The sequence below is a fragment of the Adlercreutzia muris genome, assembly GCF_008831045.1.
Taxonomy (GTDB): Bacteria; Actinomycetota; Coriobacteriia; order Coriobacteriales; family Eggerthellaceae; genus Adlercreutzia; species Adlercreutzia muris.
In genome coordinates, this window is sequence record NZ_WAJS01000007.1 from 47,771 (window position 1) to 70,893 (window position 23,123).

Below are 23,123 nucleotides of genomic sequence, written 5' to 3' on the forward strand. Positions count from 1 at the left end.
CGAAGAGGAGCGGCCCCGAGGGCCGCTCCCGTGCGGGTGACTTTGAGCAGAGAGGCTCAGCCTCAGGAACGGCGCAGACGGAGCCGAGCGCCCAGAGCCGCCCCTACGCCGAGAAGGGCCATGGCGCCGGCCGCTACGGGCCATGCACCATCATCGCCCGTAGCGGCGAGCAGCCTCAGGCGGGTGGTGCCGTCGGAGCCGCCAGCCTCCTCCCCTGCCGGCTCTTGAGGGGCCGAAGGATCGCGCAGGGCCTCGTCAGCGCCCACGATGTAGGTGCGTCGCACGATGCTCACGTTGCCGTCATCGTCGATATAGGTGGCCGTCACCACATAGGTGCCCGGACGGCTGGGGTCGATGGCATCGACCTCCTCGCCGTCGCGGGTGATGGAGATCACCGGATCGGTCTTGGGGATGTCGGGCCGGTCGCCGAACTCCTTGCCTATCGGCGCCCTGCGGTGCGAAAAAGCCGCCCCGATAACGCAGAAGGGCCCGCGAGCGAACCGCGAGCCCTTCTTGGCGCGGGTGGCGCAGGAAGCCCGTTTTCCGCCGAGCGCCAGCTACTTCCCGGCCCTCACCAGCTCCTCGGCCATTTCGCGCAGCTTGAACTTCTGCACCTTCATAGAAGGCGTCATGGGGAAATCGTCCACGAAGAACACGCGCTTGGGCACCTTGTAGCGGGCGATGCGCGGGATGGCATACTCGCGCACGTCATCCTCGGTCATGGCCTCGTGGCCCGGCCGCACGCGAATGAAGGCGCCGACGATCTCGCCGTACTTCGCATCGGGGATGCCCACCACCTGGGCATCCAGCACGCCGGGCATGGTGAGCAGGAAGTTCTCCACCTCAAGGGGGTAGATGTTCTCGCCGCCGCGGATGATCATGTCCTTGATGCGGCCCGTGACGCGGAAGTAGCCGTCCTCGTCAACGGTGCCCATGTCGCCGGAATGGAGGAAGCCGTTCGCATCGATGGCCTTGGCCGTCTCCTCGGGCATCTTGTAGTAGCCCTTCATGACGTTGTAGCCCTTGCAGCACAGCTCGCCGTGCTCGCCGGGGGCGCAGATGTGGCCGTCGTTCGGGTCCAGGATGCGCACCTCCACAGGCGGGTGCGCCCGGCCCACGGTCTCGCACTTGTGGGGAATGTCGTCGTCCACCGAGGTCTGGGTGAACACGGGGCTCGTCTCGGTGAGGCCGTAGCAGATGGTCACATCCCGCATGTTCATGCGCTCCATCACCTCGCGCATGGTCTCGGGCGGGCAGGGGCTGCCGGCCATGATGCCCGTGCGCAGATGGGACAGGTCGAAGGAGTCGAAATCCGGGTGGTTCAGCTCGGCGATGAACATGGTGGGCACGCCGTAGACCGCCGTGGCGCGCTCCTTGTGCAGGGCCTGCAGCACGAGCCCCGCGTCGAAATCCTCCACGATGATCATGGTGCAGCGGTGGGTGAGCGAGGCCATGACCCCCAGCACGCAGCCGAAGCAGTGGAAGAAGGGCACCGGCAGGCACACGCGGTCGCACGCGCCCAGCTTCTGCCCCTCGCCGATGTAGAAGCCGTTGTTCAGGATATTGCGGTGGGTGAGCATGACGCCCTTGGGGAAGCCCGTGGTGCCGCTCGTGTACTGCATCATGACCACGTCGTTGTTGTCGAACTGGCCCTGGGCCCACTCCAGGGAACTGTCGGGCTTGTGCTGGCCGAGCAGCAGAAGCTCTGGCACGCTGTAGAAACCGCGGTGCTTCTCGGGCCCCATGTAGATGAGGTTCTCCAGGAAGGGATACTCCTCCGAGCGCAGGAACCCGCGCTGCACATTGAGCGATTCGGGCACCAAATCGCGGATGATCTGCAGGTAGTCCACATCGCGATAGGCATCGATGACGCACAGCGCCTTCATGTCCGACTGCTTCAGCACGTAGTCCAGCTCGTGGGACTTGTACACCGGGTTCACCGTCACCATGACCACGCCGATCTTGGCGGAAGCGTACATGAAGGTAAGCCAGTCGGGGATGTTGCGCGCCCACACGCCCAAGTGATCGCCCGGCTTCATGCCGATGGCCAAGAGACCCTTGGCCAGGTTGTCGGTGCGCTCGTCGAAGTCGCGGTAGGTCCAGCGCAGGTCGCGGTCGGGATACACCACGAACTCGTGGTCGGGGTCTTTCGCCACCTGCTCTTTCAGGTAGGCGCCAAGGGTCAGCTCCGAGTGCAGCGGGTAATCCGGAGACCCGGGCACCGGCGCAGCGTTCTGCTCTTCAGTCATTGCGCCTCCTAAAAGGGGGTATATACACAAGCGAGGAACTTCGCGTTCTGGCCCGCGTGGGCGCGCACCTGGTGGGGCACGATGGAGTCGTAGTAGATGGACTCGCCGGGGCCGAGCACGTAGGTCTCGCTGCCATACTCGATCTCGATGGAGCCCTCCATGCCATAGAGCCACTCCTCCCCCTCATGGGAATCCAGCTTGTGCGTGGCCTCGCCGGTGGGGGTCACCGTGATGATGAAGGGGTCCATATGGCGGGACGGACGGCCCGCGGCCAAGCTGAAATAGGCCAGGTCGCCGGCGTCCTTGGCAGTCTGGAGCGATTTCACGCGCTCCACCTCGGCCATGGCCTCGGCGCTGATATAGGCCGGCCCGAAGTCCTCGTCGTCATCCATCAGAGTACCCAGGCGCACCCCGAGGGCGCGGGTCAGCTTGATGAGGGGCGCGAGCGACGCGGGCACTTCCCCGCCTTCCAGCTGCTCGATGAGCGCCACGTCGCAACCGCAGCGATCGGCCAGATCCTGGGCCGACAGGTGGTGCGCCTCGCGCAGGGTCGTGATCTTGCGCCCGAGCTTGTTGTCCTCAGCCATAGCCTCTCCTTCTCCTAGGGTATCGGCGTATCATACACGAAAACACCTGGGAAAAGAAGAAGCCGACGGACGGGCCGTCGGCTTCACGGAGCCAAGGGGGGGCGCTTTCCGACGCGCGGCCGCGCCGCGCCCTAGCGCTTCTCGGCAAGCAGGCGGTTGAGCGCGTTCAGATAGGCCTTGGCCGAGGACACGATGATGTCCCCGTCGGCACCGCGGCCCACGTACACCTCGCCGCCGGCGGCCTTCACGCGCACGGTCACCTCGCCGAGCGCGTCGATGCCGCGGGTAACGGCCGTCACCGCGAACTCGGACAGGTCGTTGTTCACCTGCACGATCTGGTCGATGGCCTTGTACACCGCATCGATGGGGCCGGTGCCCCAGTCGCACACGGTGCGCTCGTCGCCCTCGGGCCCGCGCAGGGTGACGGTAGCCGTGGGCTTCAGCGGGAAGCCGCAGCTCACCTGCACGCCCTCCAGGGTGTAGAGCGCCGTCAGCTCGCGGTCGCTCTCGTTGACGAGGGCTTCCAGATCCTCGTCGTAGACTTCCTTCTTCTTGTCGGCCACATCCAGAAAGGCGGTATAGATGCGGTCGAGCTCATCGCCCTCGTAGACATAACCCAGCTCCTCCAGGCGGTGCTTCAAGGCCGCGTGCCCGCTGCGGGCCGTCAGCACGATCTGGCTGGCCCCCACGCCCACCTCGGCCGGGTCGATGATCTCGTAGGTGTCGCGCTTCTTCAGCACGCCGTCCTGGTGGATGCCCGAGGAGTGCGCGAAGGCGTTGGCGCCCACGATGGCCTTGTTGGCCTGCACGTTCATGCCCGTGATGGAGCTGACCAGACGGCTCGCCTTGATGAACTCCCGGGTGTTGATATCGGTGTGGGCATCCAGCTCGGCGCCGTGCATGCGCATGGCCATGACCACTTCCTCCATGGCCGTGTTGCCCGCGCGCTCGCCCAGGCCGTTGATGGTGCACTCGATCTGCGTGGCGCCGTTGCGCACGCCCGCGAGCGACAGCGCCGTAGCCATGCCCAGGTCGTTGTGGCAGTGCACCGACACCGTGACGTTCTCGATGCCCTTCACATGGTCCATGAGGTACTTGATGCGGGCGCCGAAGTCCTCGGGCAGCGAGTAACCCGTGGTGTCGGGGATGTTCACCACCGTGGCGCCGGCGGCGACGACCGCCTCGATGACCCGCGCCAGGAAGGCGAAGTCGGAACGACCCGCGTCCTCGGCGTAGAACTGCACGTCCTCGACGAACTTCTTCGCGTAGCTCACGCACTTCACGGCGCGCTCGACGCACTCGTCCTCGGTGATGCGCAGCTTGTCGCGCATGTGCGAGGGCGACACGCCGATGCCGGTGTGGATGCGGGGGCGCTTGGCGTAGCGCAGCGCGTCGGCGGCCGAGTCGATGTCCTTCTCCACCGCGCGGGTGAGGGCGCACACCGTGGCGGCGTCACCTGCCAGCTCGGCGATGCGGCGCACGCTCTCGAAGTCGCCCGGGCTGGAAATGGGGAAGCCGGCCTCGATGACGTCGACGTTCAGGCGAAGGAGCTCACGCGCGATGACCAGTTTCTCCTCGGTGTTCATGGAAGCGCCGGGCGACTGCTCGCCGTCGCGCAACGTGGTGTCGAAGATGTCGATCTTGCGTGTCATGCCGTTCCTTCTTTCCTTCCGTGGCCCCGCGTCGCGCGGCGCGGGCAAAACTGACCGAGAGCATCATAGCAAAACGAGCGGCGCCACCTCGCGATGGCACCGCCAAAAGCAGTTAAAAGTTCCGATGGCCTATCATCGGCGCGCCCGATGGCGCCCGCCCCACCGCAGCGCCGCCGCGCGAAAAACGGGATGGCACCGAGCCGGAAGCGCGACGGGCGGGGCGGCTCTTCGGGCCAAGAACCAGCGCACAGGATGCCCCTACAGGATTATCTTCCAGAGATTGCGCAGGTCGATGGCCTCCCGCAGGCGATCGAGCACGGCCCCGTCCACATCCCCCTCCACATTCATGTACACGAGCGCACAGGAGTCCTCGGGCTTCGTGCCGATCTGCATGGTGGTGATGTTGGCGCCGGCCTCGCCCAGAATGGTGCCGATGGTGCCGATACGACCCGGGGCATCCACATACTCGAACACAAGGGAGCAGCGGGCCGGGGCGATATCGATCTTGTAGTCGAGCAGCGAGATGATGCGCGGGGTGTGCTCGGTGCCAAACAGCGTGGCCCCTACCTCGATGCCGTCGGCGGTCAGGCGCACCGAGCTGGCGTACTCCTGGGCATCGCGCACCGCCGACGTGGTCAGGGCGATGCCGTGGCGGGCGGCCACGGCATCGGCGTTGGCCGCGGTGAACGAGCCGATGCGGCGGTAGGACAGCCCCCCGTCCAGCACGGCGGCCACGAGCGGGGCCGGGTCGGCGTCGCAGATGGCGCCGGCCAGCTCCACCTTCAGGGACTTCGGCGTGCGGCCGAGGATCTGGCTGACCATGGTGCCCATCATGCGGCAGGCGGGCACGTAGGGCCCCACGGCGTCGAGCACCTCCGGCGGCAGCGGCGAGAGGTTCACCGCCGTGGCCACCATGCCGCCGGCCAGGCCGGCCACCACGGCCTCGGCGATCTGGGTGCTCGCCCGGCGCTGGGCCTCGTGGGTCATAGGCGATAGGTGCGGCGTCAGGATGGCGTTGGGAAACTCGTGCAGCGGCGAGGCCGTACAGGGCTCCTCCTCGAAGGAGTCCAGGGCCACAGCGGCCACCTTCCCCGCCGCCACGAAGTCGGCCAGGGCCGCCACGTCGAAGATGCCCCCGCGGGCGGCGTTCACGAGCACCACGCCGTCCTTCATGGCGGCGAACTCGTCGGCGCCGAACATGCCGCGGGTGCCCACGGTGCGGGGCAGGTGCACGGTGATGAAGTCGGCCTGGGCCAGCACCGGGGCCAGATCGTCGTAGAGGGTGACGCCCAGATGCAGCGCCCGCTCCGGCGAGCAGTAGGGGTCGTGCCCGATGAGGTTCATGCCGAAGGCCGCGGCCCGCTCGGCCACGAGCCCTCCCACGCGCCCCAGGCCGAAGATGGCGAGCGTCTTGCCGTACAGCTCGCTGCCCATGAAGTCGGCCCGGCGCCACTGGCCGGCGTGCATGGAGGCGCTCGCCTCGGGGATGCGCCGCGCGGCGGACAGGAGCAGGGCCATGGTGTGCTCGGCGGCCGAGATGACGTTGGAGTTCGGGGCGTTGCACACGATGATGCCGCGCTCCGAGGCAGCGTCGATGTCGATGTTGTCCACGGTCACGCCGGCCCGGCCGATGATCTTCAGGTTCTCGGCCGCGGCCAAAAGCGCGGCGTCCACCACGGTGTTCGGGTGCACGATGAGCCCGTCGTAGGGGGCAATGGCCCCGGCCAGCTCATCGGCCGTGGGGTCGATGAGGAAGTCCACCGTGCAGCCGTGCTCGCGCAAAAGGTCGATGCCCTCCTGCACCAAGTCTTCCGTGACCAGGATCTTCTTCGTCATGGCTTCCCTTTCAATTCGGAGTGCCTTGAGGGGGCCCGGCCCGTCACGCGATCCGCCCGGGAGCAGACGGCAGCGTCCCCTTCCGCTCCTACCGGACCGCGCGATGCGATGCCGAGGGCCCCGTGCCCTGCTTGCTAACCGTTGTTCTCCTCGAACTCGGCCATGAAGGCCACGAGCGCCTCCACGCCGGCCTTCGGCATGGCGTTGTAAATGCTCGCGCGCATACCGCCCACGGAGCGGTGGCCCTTGATGGACTCGATGCCGTGGGACTTCGCCTCGGCCACGAACAGGGCGTCCAGCTCGTCCGAACCGGTCACGAAGGGCACGTTCATGAGGGAGCGGTCCTCCTTGCGGGCGGTGCCGCGGAAGAGCTTGCTCTGATCGAGGTAATCGTAGAGGATGGCGGCCTTCTCGCGGTTGCGCTCAGCCATGACGGCCAGGCCGCCCATCTCCTTCAGCCACTGAAACACGAGCCCGCAGATGTAGATGCCGTAGGCCGGCGGGGTATTGGACAGCGACTTCGCCTTCACCTGGGTGGTGTAGCGCATGATGGAGGGGGTGAAGGGCAGCACGTCCTCGCGCACCAGATCGTCGCGGACGATGACGATGGTCACACCGGCCGGGCCGATGTTCTTCTGCACGCCGCCGTAGATGAGGCCGAACCGGGACACGTCCATGGGCTCGGAGAGGAACATGGAGCTCACATCGGTCACGAGCGGGATATCGCCGGTGTCGGGCAACGCGGGATAGGTGGTACCGTAGATGGTCTCGTTCTGGCAGATGTAGACGTAGTCGGCCTCGGCGTCGAAAGCGAGGCCCGTCACGTCGGGCACGTAGGAGAAGTTCTCGTCCTCGGAGGAAGCCACGCAGCGCGCCTCGCCGTAGAGCTGGGCCTCCTTGAAGGCCTTCTTAGACCAGGAGCCGGACACGATGTAGTCGGCTTTCTTGTTCCTCATGAGGTTCATGGGGATGGCGGCGAACTGCTGGGTGGCACCGCCCTGGAGGAAGAGCACCTGGTAGTTGTCGGGAATGGCCATGAGCTCGCGCAGGTCAGCCTCGGCGGTCTCGATGATGGAGGCGAAGGGCTTAGAGCGGTGGCTCATCTCCATGACGGACATGCCGGTGCCGTTGTAGTCGAGCATCTCGGCGGCCGCCTGGCGCAGCACCTCCTCGGGCAGCACGGCGGGACCGGCGGAAAAGTTGTAGACCCTACCCATGTTCTCGTTCTCCTTCGTCGTAGGCCCGCATCGCCGCGCGGGCGCATGACCCGGGCTACCTGTTGCTTGCCCGGCCATTGTACCCCCAACGGTGAGCGGAAAGCCCCACGTAAGGGCCGAGCGGCACCTTCACCATGCGCCAACCGCTGGCCCGTGCCGCTCCCTTCAGCAGTGGCGAGCACATTTAGATTTTATGGACAAAAAGTCGTCGAGTGAGCTCGCCATTCCCCCCGGAGAAGGAAAAAGCGACGGTTACGCTTTGTTTAAGGCCGAAAAACCCGTCTTTTCACCCGCAAAACGACCTTTAGAATGCAGGTTGACCGCCTTGGCAGCTCACTCGACGGCTTTTTGTCCACAAAACCCGAAAGTGCTCTCCTCTTTGGGCGGAAACCGAGATCGCCAAACGAAAGGAGTCCGCCATGTATCTCGACAACATGGTTCTGTACTACAAGCCCACCTGCCCCTTCTGCCAGAAGGTGCTCGCCTTCATAGAAGAGGAGGATATCGCCCTGCCCATGCGCAACACCCTGGAGCCGGGCGTGAAGGACGATCTTATGCGCATCGCCGGCAAGGGCCAGGTGCCCTGCCTGATCGTGGACGGCGAGCCGATGTTCGAGTCCGACGACATCATCCGCTTCCTCGGCGACGTCATCGTGGAGCGCGAGGAGGGCTAGCCCAGCCCAACCTGGGACGATGCTAGCGCCGGTGTCGCCCGCCACGGGCGGCACCGGCGCTTCGCGTTTGAAGAAGATGTCATTCTCGGCCCCGCGGCCCCGGGTTAGGGATACACTGTTCCCGCGCACAAAAAGCGCGTTCCACGGAGACAAGGAGTCATCTATGACCAAGTTCAGCAACGTCATCGTCCGCAAGCCGGGCCGTTCCCTCTGCGACGGCATCACGAGCGCCCCGGAGCTGGGCCAGCCCATCTACGAGCGCGCTGTGGAAGAGCACGACGACTACATCGCCGCCCTCAAGCAGTGCGGCGTGGAAGTGACCGAGCTGCCGGCCCTGGAGGCCTACCCGGACTCCTGCTTCGTGGAGGACCCGGCGGTCATCACCCGCTGCGGCGCCATCATCACCAACCCGGGCGCTGACTCCCGCAACGGCGAGAAGGACGAGATCGAGCCGACCATCCGCCAGTTCTTCGACGACGAGCACGTGGCTCACATCGTGGCCCCGGGCACCCTCGACGGCGGCGATGTCATGATGGTGGGCGACCACTTCTTCGTGGGCCGCTCGGCCCGCACCAACGAGGAGGGCATCCGCCAGTTCATCGAGATCCTGGAAGGCTGGGGGCTGTCCGGCTCCGAGGTGCCGCTGGAGGAGGTGCTGCACCTGAAGACCGGCGTGAACTACCTGGAGGACGGCAACATGCTCGTGTCCGGCGAGTTCATCGACAAGCCCGACTTTGCCGAGTACAACAAGGTGATCGTGCCCGAGGAGGAGGCCTACGGCGCCAACTGTATCTGGGTGAACGGCACCGTCATCGTGCCCGAGGGCTATCCCACCGTGCTGAAAGCGGTGCAGGACCTCGGCTACAAGACGCTTGTGGTGGACACCTCCGAGTACCGCAAGGTCGACGGCGGCCTGTCCTGCCTCTCCCTGCGCTTCTAGAAGCAGAAGAGCTCGAGCACACGAGGGAGCCCCGCGGGGCTCCCTCTTTTATTGCATCGACGATGCCCTCTCAGAAGAGGCAGCCGTTCCGGGCGATAGAGCATTGAGGCGCCGAGAAGGTTTTACTCCACCGTGCCGTAGACCTGGCCCCAGGCGTGACCGGCAATGGCGCTGTTCAGCTGGGTGCACAGGCGGGCGCGAGTGTAGTCGCCGGGCGGCAGCAGGGTGACGATGCGGTACAACTCCTCGGGCAGATCAGCCGCCTCGGCGGCCACCACCACATCGAGCCGGCGCACCGTGGCGCCGATGGCCTCGGCGATGGTCGGGTCCATATCGCCGTACTGCGCAAACAGCGCGTCCACAATGTCCTGGAGCGCGCCGTAGTATTCGCTGCGCTCGCGGTTGGTTCCGGTATGCTCACGGGCCACGGGGGCCTCCTTGTCTGTCGCGGGGCTTGCGCCCACGGGGTTGCGCTAGGTTGCCACCTCTTTCTGCTTGCCGATTATAAGGGCTTCCAAGGCGGGCAGGTCGGCCGTTTCGAAACGATAGGGCACGATCTGCGGATCGCGGGGGTTTTCGGCCGAGGGGCGCTCGATGCGCAGGAAGTGGGCCTCCACCGAGGTGTAGCCCGCGCGCATGAGCGCGTAGGCGTAGCAGCTGGCCTGCAGGCGATGCTTGGCATCGAGCTCCGCGGCGGTCTCGTCGTCGCGGCCGCCGGTCTTATAGTCGATGAGGAAGGCCGCGCCGTCGCCGTTGTCGGCCAGGCCGTCTATCTCGCCTTCCAAGAAGAAGCTCTCCCCCGCTCCGGCAACCGAAGCATCCGAGGGAACAGCGGGAACCTGCACGATGAAGGGCACCTCAGCGGCGCGGTTTTCGTAGGCGGCGAAGCGGGCGGCCTCGTCGCTGGCGAGCCAGCGCGCGAGGGCCGTGCGCAGGCGCTTCTGCTGGTCGGCAGACAGGCCCTCCTTCTGGATCTGAGCCGCTATGGCCGCCTCTCCCGGCGTAAAGAGCGCCCCCTGCTCGCTGCGCTCGATGGCCTGCTGGGCGAGCCGATGGAAGGCGGTGCCCAGGGCCGTAGCGCTCTCGGGGGTGGCATCTGCGGCGGCTGCAGCGCCGTCTGCGCCTTCGGCGTCGGGCGCCCCCGCACCCTCGGGCGACCGCACGTCGGCGTCAGACGATTCGGAGGCGGCGTCCCCCTCCTGCTCCGCGAGAGCCCCGGCCGCGATCTCCGCAACGGGCACCGCACGGCCCGCCTCGTCCTCGGCCGCCGGCTCGTCGCTGTGGGCATGGGTGCCCGAAAGCGACGTGTAGGAGTACAGCTGCGCCCGGGCGAAGTTGAAGGGAAGCAACACCGGCACCGGCAGCTCCTCGCGCATGGCAACGACGAAGGCATCGCCGAGGTTCTCGCCGCCCCCGCCTTCGCCGCCGACGCCGGCACGGGCGGCCCCTTCCCCGTCGCAAGCGCAGGGGACGCCAAGGTCGCCCGCGTCCGCCGGCGCTTCCGCATCTTCCGCATCCTCCTCGGCGCCAAGCTGGCGGAAAACCACCCGGGCCGGGGCGCTTCCGCCGTAGTCGAGTTCGCTTACCGCGCGCATCCCCTCGCAGCTCCAGGGCAGCGCGCCGTGAATATCCTCGAAGATGCCCGTGTCCCCGTAGCCCTTGGCCGGATCGCGCTTGAACACCATGGATACGAACAGCGAGCGGCTCGCACGGGTGAGCGCCACGTACAGCAGGCGCCGCGCCTCGGCCAGGGCCTGAGCGCGCGCATAGGCCGCTAAGGCCCCGTAGCGGCGGCCGCAGGAAAGCCCCCTCAAGCGATCGGGGGCCGATGCCGCGTCCTCGAAGAGCGCGAGCAGCTCGTCATCGTCGCCGAGCCCGAGCTTCTTCGCCTGGCGGTCGTACTTCGCTGCCGCGTCGGCCCACGGGCCCTCGGGAGCACGGCTCGCCGCCGCGAAGCTGAGCGAGCCCACGTTCTCCACCACAAGGGGCCCGGCGCTCTCCCGGCCGTCCTTCAGGTCAGCCACGGCCACATGGGGAAACTCCAGGCCCTTGGAGGCGTGCACGGTCATGATGCGCACGAAATCGCCCTCGGCGGCAGCCAGCGCACCCGGTGCCTCCTTGGCGCAGGCCAGGTGCGCGTCGAAGGCGGCGGCCAGGGAGGCGATGCCCTGGCTGGCCGCTTCCATATCGGCCACGAGCCGCAGGGCCTTGGCGAAGTTCGCGCCCTGGGCCAGGCCGTCCACCCCTGCGTCCTGCAGACGGTCGAGCAGCCCCGAGCCCACGAGAAGCCCGCGCAGGGCGCCGGTCGCATCACCAGTGCGGGCGCGGCGGGCGAAGGCGAGAAGCTGGCGCCGGGCCAAGGCGAGGGCCGCCAGATCGTTCTCCGAGAGCCCGAGCGCGCGGGCCTCTTCTTCCCCCCGGGAAGAGAGGAAGCCCGCCGACAGCCGCCGCCGGTGCACAGAGCCGTCGTCGTCTGTCGAGGATGCCAGCGCCAAGAGCACATCATCCGATATGGCGAACAGCGGCGAGGCGAGCACCTGGTAGAGCGCCTCGTCATCGGAAGCGTTCACGGCCCAGCGCAGCAGCGCCGAGACGAGCGCCGGCTCGGGCAGGCGCGAGAACACCGAGCCGCCGGCGATCATGGAGGGAATGCCGCGCGCCCGCAGGGCCGCGGCGTAGCGGTGGGCGTGGGTCATCTTCCCCAGTAGGATGACCATCTGCCCCGGCCGAGCGCCTGCGGCCGCAAGCTCGGCGAAGTGCTCGGCCACCGCCTCGGCACCGGCGTCGCGCGCCCGGGAGGCGTCGAAGCCCCGCGCCGGGTAGTGCACCGCCGACAGGCAGACGCGCGGGCGGGCACCGCCGTCGAAGAGCGCGTCGGGCTCCTTATTGACCGCGCCCTTCGCCTCCAGGCGCAGGAAGTCGTCGCCGAACACCGTCGGCTGGGAGAAGATGCGCTCCACAAGGGTCAGCACGTCGCCGTGGCTGCGGAAGTTCCAATCGAGCTGCACGAGGGCCTCTTGCCCGGCCCGCGCCCTCAAATCCGACTGGTACTCGGTGAACACGTTCACGTCGGCGCCGCGGAACCGGTAGATGGACTGCTGGGCATCGCCTACCGTGCACACGTTCGCGAAGCCGGGCCGCGCGATGCGGCCGATAATGTCCACCTGCAAACGGTCGGTGTCCTGGAACTCGTCCACCATGATGATCTTGAAGCGCGCCCGCAGGCTCTCGGCGATGGAGGGGTGCTCAGAAAGCGCCGCGGCGCAGCGCGTGAGCAAGTCGCCGTTGTCGAGGCGCGAGGGCCCCTTGACGCGGGCGAACTCCTCCTCGATCTCGCGGGCGAGCATGGTCACCGCGGCCTGCCAGCGCACCGAGAGGGCCGCGCGCACCTCGCGCTCCAGCTCCACCATGGTTTCCTGCCACGCCTCGAAGGCCGGCGCGTCGGCCTTGCCTACCGCGGCCCCCGTGGTGAGGGGAAAGCCGTAGAAGACGGCACCAAACCCGTCGGCGTCGAAGCCCGCATCGGCGAAACCGGCGGCGGGCGCATCCGCGAGCCACGCCTCGGCGGCTTCCACGGCCGCTTCCAGACGCTCGAGGAAGGTCACCTTGGTCTTCGATGGCTTCGACCACGCCTCGGCGGCCGCGCGCATCTCGGCGGCGGCCTCGCAGGCGCAGCGCACCACGAGCGAGGGCGAGACGGGCGCAGGCGCATCGACGAGCCCGGCGAAGCCGCGGGGCATGGCGTGCACGCGCTCGGCGATGGCCAGGGCGAAGTCCACCGCCCCCCGGTCGTTGAACGAGGAGCCCGAAAGCTTCTCGCGGGACAGGAGCTCGTGCACCGGCCCGGCGGCCGCCTCCCGCGCCCGGGCCACCACGTGCTCGGCGGCCTCGGCCAGAAGCTCGTCGGCCTCCACCTCGCCGATCACCTGGAAGGCCGGATCGAGCCCCACCTCCAGCGCGTGCTCGCGCAGGATGCGGGCGGCCATGCCGTGGATGGTGGACACCCAGGCGTCGTCCACCTTCAGCGCCTCGGCTTCAAGCCCCTCGGACAGAAGGAGCCCCTTGATGCGCCCCTTCAGCTCGGCGGCGGCCTTGGTGGTGAAGGTGATGGCCAGAAGCTCGTCCACCGACGTGAGGCCGGCCCCTCCCGCCTCGGAAGAAAGGGCGAAGGCCACCCTTTGAGTGAGAGTGAAGGTCTTGCCGGAGCCGGCGCCGGCCGACACCATGAGCGGCGCGTCAAGTGTCGTCACCACCGTGCGCTGGCCTTCGGTGCAGCGGTCGAGATTCACGAGAGCCTCCTTTCGCAGCCCACGGCCGGACAGTAAGAGCAGATGCCGGCAAAACGCGGGTCGGGGGCGATGTCCCCCGCGTACAGGCGGCCCACCCGCTCGGCCACGAGCGCCTCCACGGCATCCAGGTAGGCGTCGAAGTTCATGGGCACCATCGAGGAGCGGCCCACGAAGGGGTCCTCGCCGAAGACCGCCGTGTCGGCAGCGCCCGCCACCATGTCCTTCTCGGTGCGGGCGCGATAGGCCAAATACAGGGCGCCGGCGCAGTGCAGGCCCGCAAGGGTGGGGCGCAGCGCCTGGGCGTAGACGAGCCCCTGGATGCGCTTGGGCAAGGGAGGCGCCTCGGCATCGTCGCCCATGGCCGCGGCGTACTCGGCACTCACCGTACCCTTGTAGTCGATAACGGCGAAGCGGCCGGCGGTCTCGTCCACATCGATGCGGTCCACACGGCCGTTCACGCGCACGCCGGCGTAGTCCACACCGTCTTCCGCTGCTATGACGTGCTCATGGGCCCGCACCGCGAACGAGGGCGCGAAACGGGCCTGGCGGCGCAGGCTCTCGCGCAGCTGCGAGCGCAAACGCGCAAGCTCCAGCCCCTCGGCCTCGGTAAGCGCCACCAAGCGCCCGCTTCCCGGATCGAGGGTGGCCTGTTCGGCGGCCACTCCGTCGAAGGTCGCCTCGAACAGCGGCTCCCACGTTGCGGCGCAGGCGTCATCAAGGCGGGCGATGCCGCGCCGAGCCGCCTCGTCGTAGAAACGCGCCAGCACGCTGTGGGCGAAGCTGCCCTTCTCCAAGGGGCCGAAATCCTCGTCGAGGGCCGCCGCGCCGACACGCCGATCCAGGAACCACGCGTAAGGGCAGCCCACATACAGCTCGAGCGCCGAAGGGGACAGCACGACGACGGCGCGCCCCTCCTCGTCGGCCGTGCGCAAGAAGCGCACCAGATGGAGCCGGTCGAGGCGGCCGCGGCGCACCGCCCGCAGGGACACGCACTCTGCAACAGGCGCGAAGGCGGCACCGACCGAGGCCGGCAGATCGTCCTCGCCGAGACGATGCGCGCCGCGCAGAAGGGGAACGGGAAGGCCGAAGGCGTCCTCGTCGCACTCGTCCCAGGAGGCCGCCTCGTCGGCATTCCCCGCAGCCCGGGCGGCCGCACGGGCATCGTCGGCCACCGCCGCGGCGAACTCCTTCAAGAGGAAGGCGGGATAGGCCTCCTCTCCCCCGGCGGTGCGCTGGACCACAACGAGGCCGAGACGGCGGCGCGCGGCGTCCTTCCCGGCGCGGAAACGGCGACGCTGCCGCTCCAGGGCATCGGCCGGCGCGGGAAGTCCCAGCTTCCGGGCCAAGCCGTCCAGCGCCGTCCGCGTCTGGGCGGCGGGGAAGGCGGCGTCGGTCATATCGGCCAGAATCACCGCGTCGTAGCTTTCCGGCAGAAGCGATGCCAGGCGGTCGAGCTCGGCGAACTCCACGCGCACGCCGTCGCGACCCGCAGCGCGGGCGTTCACGGAAACCTGGCGGGAAGCGAGAAGAGCCCCGGCATCGGCGAGCGGAACGCCCATCGACCAGGCAGCCTCGGCCAGTTCGGCAACGACGGCGGCAGAGGCGAGCTCCCGCGAGCGCTCGACGGGCGTGAGCCCCCGCGCCTCGCGCACCGCCTGCGCGAGCGTCTGGAGGTCGGCGGCGATGGCCGTGCGTCCGACAGCGTCGCCGCTGGCGGAGAAGGCGCGCTGCAGCCGCTCGAAGACGGCGAAGGTCGGAGAGGCCTCGCGCAGAAGCGCAGCAGCTGCCGGGCCGTCAGCGAGGCGGTCGCCGCGCAGCGCGCCGTTCAGGCGGCGGGCGCCCGCGCCGTCCATGCCAGAGAGCGCATTGTAGGCGAAGTCGGTAGCCGCCGCGGCGGGGCGCGCCGAGGAGCCGAGGCGCCCCACGGCGCCCCACGCCCGCCCGACCAGCGTCTCCTCCCACGGCACGGCGCAGCGGAGGTCGCAGCCCGCGCCGTCAGCGGCCAAAGACGGCGCCAGCAGATCGTAGAGCGAGCGGGCATCCGGGCCGCACACGAGGGCCGTCGCCGCGCCCTCCCCCCACGCCCGGCCCAGCTCGCCCAGCACGAGCGCCGACACGGCTGCCGGACCCGCGGCCAGAAGCACGGAGAGCTCGACCCCCACGGGCAAGCCGCCGACGGCGAAGGGCTCTCCGCCGCCCGCGTCCGCGCAGCCGCACTGGCCCAGCAGCGCCATCACACCCGGCCCCGCGTCCACCGGGTCGGACGCGACGACGGAGGGCAGGCGCACCTCGCCGGCGCAGGCCCCCTCCGCCAGAAGAAGTGCCGCCTCGTCGGCCTCGACGAGAGCAGCCTCCCCAAGGGCGGCGCGGTAGTCGGCACCAACCCGCAGCACCGCGCGCTCCCGCTCGGTCAGGGAGGCGTCCTCGCCGCAGCGTGCCAGGGCGCTTCCGTATCGGGCGAAGAACCGGGCGAGCAGCTCGGCCGTTCCCGCCGAGGCCACCAGAGCTTCCTGGTGCCGCAGCGCGGCGCCCACGAGCAGCTCCCGCTGCGCGCGGCTCACAAGCGAGCGCCCGTCGCCCCACAGCTCCCACAGCTCGGCCACAAGCGTGGTCGGCGCCGCCCGGGCGGTGCCGAGCGATGCCGCCTCGCCGACAGCTGCGGCGCGCTTGGCGGCCCCATGGGCCTTCTCGATGGTCGCGTAGAGCTCCGTGACGGATTCGCGCACGCCCCGCTCCTTCCTCGTAGGTGTTCCGAACGCCCATTGTACCCCAACCGCGAGCCGCCTCGGCAGTCCCCTCCTCCCGCGAACCCGCGCACCCGACGTGAGGGCGCGGCGATGGGCGCGTTGCGTCTGCCCGACCGTCGCTTCCCCACTGCGGCCCTCGCGCGCTCAGTAACAGCCGGCCAGCTCCTGGGCCATGCGGGCCACGCCGCGGCGCGCCTCCAGGCGCTCGCGCTTGAAGTGCCACTGTCCGGCATCGAAGGCAGCCCCGAGGGCCACGGCGGCCACCCGGTACCACGTGCGCGCCCGGCGGAAGCTCTGCTCGCAGCCGCGCCCGCACTCGAAGGCCCGGGCCAAGCGCAGGGCGGCGTTGCCCGTCTGGGCGCGGTCCTCGTCGATGCGCCCGTTCTCCACATCGAAGGCTTGACGGTACAGCGAAAGCGCCCGGGCCTCATCGGCCGCGCATCCGCGCCCGGCCGCCACCAACTCGCCGAGGCGCCACGCGCACTCGCCGTGACCATGCAGGGCGCCGAAGCTGAAATGGCAATAGGCCCGCTCGTCCAAGGGCGTGTCGGCGGCATGGAGCGCCCGGCACTCCAGCAGCCCGCGCCAGTACTCCCCCTCGCACAGATCGTCGGCGTAGATAATGCCGAGGCGGCAGTGGGCCCCCACGCTGCCCCGGGCCGCCGCATGCAGAAGCAGGATCTCCGCCGCCCGGTAGCAGTCGATGCGACGGCGGCGGTGCTCCTGCCCCACCAGCCCCAGCGCCTCGGCGAAGCATGCCTCGGCCAGCTCCATGGCGCGCCAGCCGCCCCGGTCGGGACCGGCGGGGTAAGACGCCGTGAACACTCGGCCGGGGCCTTCCTGGGCAGGCTCGCTCACCCAGATGCGCGGCAGGCGCTCGGCGGCCTCCGCGCCCTGCCGGTCGATCGCGAACACGCCGGCATCGGCCTGGCGGCACCGCCAGCGGGGCCCGCGCAGCACCTGGGGCACAAAGCTCGTTTTCGCCCCGCCGTTGGCCCGGCGCGCGCTCGGCGAGCCGAACACGGCGCGGGCAGTGCGCTGAGCAAGCGTGATGGCGCCGTCCCGGCGCCCCAAGGCAGCGACGGCGCTAGTCATTGAGACGCACCTCCATTACCAGGCGGCACCAGGCGCCCACCTGCTCGCGGGCCGTGAGGCGCCCTTCCACCAACTTGCCGCCGTCCAACAGGCGCCCCACGAACTCGTTGCACTCGCAGGACACATACCCGATGCGCCGATCCCGCCCGTCGCGCACCTCCACGGCCCAGGGATCGAAGCGGTTCGCGGCGTCGCGCACGAGCGAGAAGCGCTCGCCTTTCGCATAGCCCTCGGCTATCTCGGCCACTCCGGGCACGTGCCTCGTGCCCGCCACCGTCGTCTCTTCCACGACGCAGATCGATGATGTTGTGTTTGCCATGGCGTCCTCCGTTTCGTCGAATGCGTTGAGAGCATCTTACGCCGCAGCCTCGTCTAGCGTGTCCCTTTTCTGGTACAGCTATGAATTCTTATGCCAAGACGGCATCATATTGTTAGCCATGGTTGATTATCTGGCGGGACCCATGGTACACTGCCCGCCATTCAAACAGGCAACTGCGCCCGATGACGAGGAGAAGCCCCGTGAAGAATCCCAAGAAGAAGGACAAGAAGCACCGCAAGGCCGACAGCGACAAGAAGGCCGCCGCGCTCAAGCGCAAGAAGAAGCACACCGGCTGCAAGGGCGAGAAGGGCGCCGCCGGCTGCAAAGGCTGCGAGAAGGCGAAAGCCGCGCTTAAAATCGAGCACTGCACCTGCTGCAAGAAGCACTGCCCGCTCTCGAAGCCCAAATGCGGCAAGGGCCGCCGCCTGGCCGCCGCCCTCAAGCTGCGGGAGAAATAGCCTCAAGGCGAGCCGCTTCGGCACCGTCGTCTTCGCGTACTGCTGAAATCGCTCTTTTGAGATGTTCTCCGCTGTTCCAGCGCTTGGGTTCGGTCCTTCTACGCCGAAATTATCCTCATAACATCTCGATAGGCCTCATCGAGCACCCTCCCCAGAGCCTCCAAATATGCAGGTCGGTTTGCTGTTTTCTCCCAAAGTTTCGGAGGAAGGAATCGGCTCATCTGAGCGACGAACGCCTCTGACCGCACGCACTCAACCGCGCGTCGCCTACCATCGGCGAGTAGCTCTTCTGACGATTTTCCTCCACCATAGTCGTACACCTTGCGCAGCGTCAGATCCGCCACGATGGGCAGATCGACACTGGGCTGATGCAGTATCCAAGGAATATCCCAGAGATCGCGATATCGCGGCGTCTTCACCTGCTGCGAGAACGAGATGAGCTTATCGGCGAGAATCTCACCGAGCGATTGGCAACCGACGGGAATGCTGCCGTACATGCCTTGAATTTCTGGGTAGTTCTCCGTGACAAGCCTTATCTCGCGCGTGTAAGAGGGAACCCGCGCGATCTCTATCTTGATCTTCTGAGAAGGCAAGTCCGGTCGCTCGGGTGCGGTATCTACCACCACCTGCCAGCGCTTCATGGAACCGCCGCCTTCGAACTGCTTGATCTTCTTCGGATCCTTCACTCGGACGTCAACGCCGAACTTCCCCTTAAGGCTATCGCGGATAATATCCCTGAATCCTTCAAGGTCCGTCGCGTTCAAGTCTTCCCGCGTATTGAAGTCCAAGTCCTCGCTGTAGCGCGCAGAGCCGTAGCAGAGCCTGAGGCAAGTGCCTCCTTGAAAGTTCAGACGAGAAAGCCATTTAGATTTTCCAAGCGCCTCAAGAATCTCATAGTGAATGAGCTCTTTCTCAACAACGGGCAGCAATCCCTCGATGCCATTTCCCTTCGCTACACTCAACGAGAATGTTTGAAACTCACTCATCGTCTTCAACCTCCTCCCAATCAATCAGCTCAATCGATCGTCCCGCGCGAAGAAGGTCTTCGACGACCTTCTTCTTTGTAGCGAGCCTCAGAGCATGGCCGGGATAATCGACCGTATTCTCTAGCACATATTGCCGGCTTCGTGCCGTATGGATGAACTCAACCGTCCCAAAGGGAGTGGGAAACTCCCCCTCTTTCCCCGTTGTGACGATCGTGATCCTGCCTACCGGGATCTGGGAGATAACACTCCACAGAGAGGCGGCGCTCTCCATGCTTATGTAGTTCATCTCCCCTGGCCTGAGGGCGACGGCAATCTCCTCGATAGCCGGCACCATACCCCCCTCCGCGTTGTTGTGCCAATACAAATCGCGGGCAATATGGAGCAGGCTTTTCGCTTTCACCAGCCGGGCGATAGTGCCGCGGAGTTTCCCACCTTCCTCGCCGAACACCAAGGACAGCTCGTGCGTTCTAAATGCACGCTTTCGGCTTTTGAACGAGACCAGCGCTCTATCCGCGTCGTATAGCTTCATAAGAATCCTTATCTCTACCGTTATAGAGTAATTTTACTACACAACAGTAGAGATAACTATAGATGAAAGGCTCTAAACATCCCCGTCCAAGGGCTCGGCGTCTACGACCTCGCCATCGGGCGCCTCGTCGGCGCGAGCAGCCGCCTTCGCATCGCGGGCCTCATCTAACAGGGCCTTCATGGTAGGGTTCTTGCGGGTGAGCTTCTTCACCGTGAGGTCCTCGGCCTTGTCGTTGGCCAGGCGCAGCTGGTTCTCGCTGCCGATCAGGTTGTCCTTGATCTTCTGCAAATGGTCGATGGACTTGTCGATCTCCTCAATGGCCTTGCGGAACTTGTCGGAGGCGATGCGGTAGTTGCGCCCGAACTTGTCCTTGAAGTCGGCCAGCTGGTCCTCGAAGTTCGTCACGTCGATGTTCTGCTGGCGCACGAGCGCCAGTTCCCGACGATACTGAAGCGACGAGAGGGCCGCGTTGCGCAGCAGCGTGATGAGCGGGATGAAGAACTGCGGGCGGATGACGTACATCTTATCGTAGCGGTAGGACACGTCGGTGATGCCGGCGTTGTACAGCTCGTTGTCCGGCTCGAGCAGCGACACGAGCACCGCGTACTCGCAGCCCTTCTTCGCGCGGTCGGCGTCCAGCTTCTTGAAGTGCGACTCGTTGGTCTTTCGGTGCGTGGAATCGTCGGCCTCGTTCTTCATCTCGAACATGATGGAGACGATCTCGTTGCCCTCCTCATCGAAGTCGCGGAAGACGAAGTCGCCCTTGGTGCCCTCCACCACCTCGTTGTCCTTCTCGAAGTAGGCGCGCGGGAAGGCCGTGGGGCGCAGGCGGTTGAACTCGATCTCGCAGTGCTGCTCGAGCGATTCGCCGAGCATCTTGGTGGACAGTCGCGCCTTCATGTCCTGGATGCGCTCGATCTCGCGCTCGCGGTCGGCGATGAGCTCGTCCTTCATCTTCAGCTTCTCGGCGAGCTCCACCTTGTGCTCCGCCTCGGCCCGAGAGAGCGCCTCGCGCTCGCGTTCCACCTGGGCGCGCAGCTCGTCACGCTCGCGCTCCACCGCCACGCGAGCGTCCTTGGCGGCGGCGTTGGCCCGCTGCACCGCCAGCTGGGTTTCCATAGACGCCTGCTGCCGCTGGCTCTCCAGCTTCTGGGCCAGCTCATCGCGCTCACGCTCGGCGGCCCGCAGCTGCTCGGCGCCGGCGGCCTCGGCCTCGCTCACCGCCAGCTTGCGGGCGATCTCGGCCTCGCTCGCCTGGGCGGACAGCTTCGCCCGGAGCTCATCGCGCTCCTTGACCAGCGCCGTTTGGTCGGCCGCGGCGGTCAGGCGAAGCGTTTCCTCCTGCGCCGCCAGCTGGGCGCGCAGGGCCTCCACCTGCTTCTCCAGCTCGGCCTTCTCGCCCTGCGCTGCTATCTGGAAGTCCTTCGCCTGGGCCTTGAAGCGCTCGGTCTGGGCGGCCAGCTGTCCGTCGCGCTCGGCAATTTGGGCGCGCAGGGCCTCCTCGGCCTTGGTCACCGCGAGGGCCACCTCCTGCTCGCGGGACTTCTCGGCCAAGGAGACGCGGGCGTCCACCTCGCGTCGGAACTCCTGATCGCGCACTTGGCTGAGGATGGCGGCGTATCCGCTTTCGTCTACCGTGAAAGCCTCGCCGCAATGGGGGCATTTGATCTCGTTCATCATCGTCCTTTCAGGGGAGCGCCTCCAAGGCGCAGAGCTCGTCGAAGGGAATGCGCTCGCGTACAATCCATAAGTCATGATAGATCATATCTACCTGGCTGACTGTCCCAACAACGGTTCGGTAAGCGTCATTTTCGTAGAAAGTGGCCCGAACGAGCTGCCCGCGGCGCACCTGGGCCAATGCCTCGCCGAGCTCGCGGGCCTCCACGTCGGACAGGGGCCGGCGCGGCTCGACGACGCGCTCCCGCTCCCGCACCAGATCGTAATAGCCGCGCAAGGCGGCGAAGGGCGAGAACTGCCGGGCCCGGTCGGGGTGGGGCCGCCCCAGCCCTGCGGGGACGGGCCGGTCGATGTCGGACGGAACCGGCAGATCGCCCCGCTGCGCCGCCACCGGCACGCAGGCGCCTCCGCCCGCAGCGCCTCCGTCGGGCGCGGGCACCTCTTCCCACACAAGCCCCTCGAAGGCACCTTCCCTAGCCATGATGGCCCCCGACCATCTCGTTGCGCTCGCGGCCGAGCGCGCGCTCTTTCAGGCTCGTGCCCTTGATGAGGGCGTTCTTCCCGAACTTCCCCTTCACGGCCAGCACCGCCTCCTGGCGGCGCCGCTCGCGCGCGGCCGCCTCCACATCGGTGAACAGATCCACCGTGGCCAGATCCTCGTCCACCAGGTTGCCGAAGCCGACGCTGATCTTGCGCATGGTGCGCGTCGGGTCCACCGTCTCGCGGAAGAGCGCCTCCACGTATCTGAACAGCTTCGCGAATGAGTTCGTGCGCTCGGGAATCTTGCGAGACCCTCCCCCGTGCGGGCCGCTGCGGCCGTCGGCCCTCCGCAGACCGTGGCCACCCTCGAAGAGCTCGCCTGTGGCCGCGCCATCGCGCAGGACATCGCGCACGTAGCTCACATGCAGCGAGATGTGGTCGGTTACCAGGCGCTTGTCCACCAGATCGAGCACCGTGTCGTCCACCATCTCGCGCAGGACCACGAGGGTGTCGCCGAAGGAGTAGCCGCAGGGCAGGATCTGCCCGTTCATGAGCGAGCTCGTCTCGGGCTCGTAGGCCTTGATCTCGGCGATAGTGCAGGGCTCCAGGCCCCAGGCATGGTCGATGAGGTACTCGGCGTTCACCCCGAACTCGCCGTAGAGCACATCGGGATCCATCTCGGTCACGCCGCGCAGATCGAACACGCGGTACCTCGCCAGCCTCCGCGCGATGCCCGGGCCGATATTCCAAATGTCGGTAATGGGCCGATGGGGCCAGATCTGCTCGCGGAAGGAACGCGCATCCAGCTCGCCGATGCCGTCGGGTGCGTGCTTGGCGGCAATATCGAGCGCCACCTTCGCAAGGAACAGGTTCGGCCCGATGCCCGCCGTGGCGGGAATGCCCGTCTCGGCTTTCACGGCGGCCCGCAGGGCATCGGCGAAGCTGCGGGCATCCATGGCGTAGAGTTCCATATACGGCGTCGCATCGATGAAGCACTCGTCGATGGAGTACGGGTGAATGTCGTCGGGCGAGACGTAGCACAGGTAGGTGGCGTAGATGTCCGCCGACACCTGCATGTACGTTTTCATGCGCGGGCGCGCGGTGATGAACTCCATCCCCTTCGGAATCTCGTGGAGCCGGCAGCGGTTGCGCACGCCGGCCGCCTTCATGGCGGGGCTTACCGCCAGGCAGATGGTCATCTCCGAGCGCGTGGGGTCGGCCACCACGAGCTTGGTCGTCATGGGATCGAGCCCGCGCGCGACGCACTCCACCGAGGCGTAGAAGCTCTTCAGATCGATGCAAACGTATGTGCGCTCTTGTTCCATGACCGCAGTATATCATGGAACATCGGTTCGCTTCTCATATTCTCGGGTATTTCGGCGCGGCGC

Annotated in this window: 19 protein-coding genes; 3 read left to right on the plus strand and 16 right to left on the minus strand. The window is 67.2% G+C overall.

What is annotated here, in order from left to right:
- Positions 1-62 precede the first annotated feature (62 nt).
- From F8D48_RS03310 to serC, 6 genes are all read right to left on the minus strand, one after another.
- Positions 63-395 carry a DUF5011/hyalin repeat domain-containing protein gene (locus F8D48_RS03310; protein ID WP_135970863.1) on the minus strand — a complete coding sequence of 111 codons (333 nt, stop codon included), beginning with the start codon at positions 393-395 and terminating at the stop codon, positions 63-65.
- A gap of 162 nt (positions 396-557) precedes the next feature.
- Positions 558-2,249, minus strand: coding sequence for an AMP-binding protein (locus F8D48_RS03315; RefSeq protein WP_151429949.1), 1,692 nt, complete (start codon positions 2,247-2,249; stop codon positions 558-560).
- 8 nt (positions 2,250-2,257) lie between these two features.
- The gene (locus tag F8D48_RS03320) at positions 2,258-2,836 is read right to left on the minus strand and encodes a helix-turn-helix domain-containing protein (RefSeq protein WP_016308678.1); all 579 of its coding nucleotides are present in this window, start codon (positions 2,834-2,836) and stop codon (positions 2,258-2,260) included.
- 131 nt (positions 2,837-2,967) lie between these two features.
- On the minus strand, positions 2,968-4,488 hold the full coding sequence (locus F8D48_RS03325; protein WP_151429950.1) for a 2-isopropylmalate synthase: 1,521 nt from the start codon (positions 4,486-4,488) through the stop codon (positions 2,968-2,970).
- A gap of 258 nt (positions 4,489-4,746) precedes the next feature.
- A complete protein-coding gene (gene serA, locus F8D48_RS03330) occupies positions 4,747-6,324 on the minus strand; it encodes a phosphoglycerate dehydrogenase (protein WP_135970859.1) in 1,578 nt (525 codons plus the stop codon).
- 134 nt (positions 6,325-6,458) lie between these two features.
- Positions 6,459-7,541: a 3-phosphoserine/phosphohydroxythreonine transaminase gene (gene serC, locus F8D48_RS03335; protein ID WP_151429951.1), complete on the minus strand. Its 1,083-nt coding sequence runs from the start codon at positions 7,539-7,541 to the stop codon at positions 6,459-6,461.
- 419 nt (positions 7,542-7,960) lie between these two features.
- Between serC and F8D48_RS03340 the strand changes: the two genes are divergently transcribed.
- Positions 7,961-8,215, plus strand: a complete 255-nt coding sequence (locus F8D48_RS03340; protein WP_151429952.1) for a glutaredoxin family protein — start codon at positions 7,961-7,963, stop codon at positions 8,213-8,215.
- Between the two features lie 163 nt (positions 8,216-8,378).
- The gene (locus F8D48_RS03345; RefSeq protein WP_135970856.1) at positions 8,379-9,155 is read left to right on the plus strand and encodes a dimethylarginine dimethylaminohydrolase family protein; all 777 of its coding nucleotides are present in this window, start codon (positions 8,379-8,381) and stop codon (positions 9,153-9,155) included.
- Positions 9,156-9,277: 122 nt separating this feature from the next.
- Here F8D48_RS03345 and F8D48_RS03350 read toward each other — a convergent pair whose 3' ends face one another.
- The 5 genes from F8D48_RS03350 to F8D48_RS03370 all read right to left on the minus strand — a co-directional run bounded on the left by F8D48_RS03350 (position 9,278) and on the right by F8D48_RS03370 (position 17,605).
- A complete protein-coding gene (locus tag F8D48_RS03350) occupies positions 9,278-9,583 on the minus strand; it encodes a hypothetical protein (RefSeq protein WP_135970855.1) in 306 nt (101 codons plus the stop codon).
- A 45-nt stretch (positions 9,584-9,628) separates the two neighbouring features.
- Positions 9,629-13,444 carry a UvrD-helicase domain-containing protein gene (locus F8D48_RS03355; RefSeq protein ID WP_151429953.1) on the minus strand — a complete coding sequence of 1,272 codons (3,816 nt, stop codon included), beginning with the start codon at positions 13,442-13,444 and terminating at the stop codon, positions 9,629-9,631.
- Positions 13,441-16,170, minus strand: coding sequence for a PD-(D/E)XK nuclease family protein (locus tag F8D48_RS03360; RefSeq protein ID WP_151429954.1), 2,730 nt, complete (start codon positions 16,168-16,170; stop codon positions 13,441-13,443). The genes F8D48_RS03355 and F8D48_RS03360 overlap by 4 nt, the downstream gene beginning before the upstream one ends.
- Positions 16,171-16,335: 165 nt before the next feature.
- Positions 16,336-17,286 (minus strand): SEL1-like repeat protein, encoded by a 951-nt coding sequence (locus F8D48_RS03365; RefSeq protein ID WP_151429955.1) that lies wholly within the window; start codon positions 17,284-17,286, stop codon positions 16,336-16,338.
- Positions 17,279-17,605 carry an HIRAN domain-containing protein gene (locus tag F8D48_RS03370; RefSeq protein ID WP_151429956.1) on the minus strand — a complete coding sequence of 109 codons (327 nt, stop codon included), beginning with the start codon at positions 17,603-17,605 and terminating at the stop codon, positions 17,279-17,281. Before F8D48_RS03370 ends, F8D48_RS03365 begins: the two co-directional genes overlap by 8 nt.
- A gap of 200 nt (positions 17,606-17,805) precedes the next feature.
- Between F8D48_RS03370 and F8D48_RS03375 the strand changes: the two genes are divergently transcribed.
- Entirely contained in the window at positions 17,806-18,063 is a 258-nt protein-coding gene (locus F8D48_RS03375; RefSeq protein ID WP_240806200.1) for a hypothetical protein, read from the plus strand.
- Between the two features lie 98 nt (positions 18,064-18,161).
- Here the strand turns inward: F8D48_RS03375 and F8D48_RS03380 are convergent, their stop codons facing one another.
- The 5 genes from F8D48_RS03380 to F8D48_RS03400 form a co-directional block, all read right to left on the minus strand.
- Positions 18,162-19,049: a nucleotidyl transferase AbiEii/AbiGii toxin family protein gene (locus F8D48_RS03380; protein WP_151429958.1), complete on the minus strand. Its 888-nt coding sequence runs from the start codon at positions 19,047-19,049 to the stop codon at positions 18,162-18,164.
- The gene (gene abiEi / locus F8D48_RS03385) at positions 19,042-19,578 is read right to left on the minus strand and encodes a type IV toxin-antitoxin system AbiEi family antitoxin (protein ID WP_151429959.1); all 537 of its coding nucleotides are present in this window, start codon (positions 19,576-19,578) and stop codon (positions 19,042-19,044) included. The genes F8D48_RS03380 and abiEi overlap by 8 nt, the downstream gene beginning before the upstream one ends.
- Before the next feature lie 72 nt (positions 19,579-19,650).
- Positions 19,651-21,255 carry a DUF2130 domain-containing protein gene (locus tag F8D48_RS03390; RefSeq protein WP_151429960.1) on the minus strand — a complete coding sequence of 535 codons (1,605 nt, stop codon included), beginning with the start codon at positions 21,253-21,255 and terminating at the stop codon, positions 19,651-19,653.
- Positions 21,256-21,265: 10 nt separating this feature from the next.
- Complete coding sequence (locus F8D48_RS03395; RefSeq protein ID WP_240806201.1) at positions 21,266-21,736, minus strand: YolD-like family protein; 471 nt, start codon at positions 21,734-21,736, stop codon at positions 21,266-21,268.
- Positions 21,729-23,060, minus strand: a complete 1,332-nt coding sequence (locus F8D48_RS03400) for a Y-family DNA polymerase (protein ID WP_151429961.1) — start codon at positions 23,058-23,060, stop codon at positions 21,729-21,731. The genes F8D48_RS03395 and F8D48_RS03400 overlap by 8 nt, the downstream gene beginning before the upstream one ends.
- Positions 23,061-23,123: the final 63 nt, after the last annotated feature.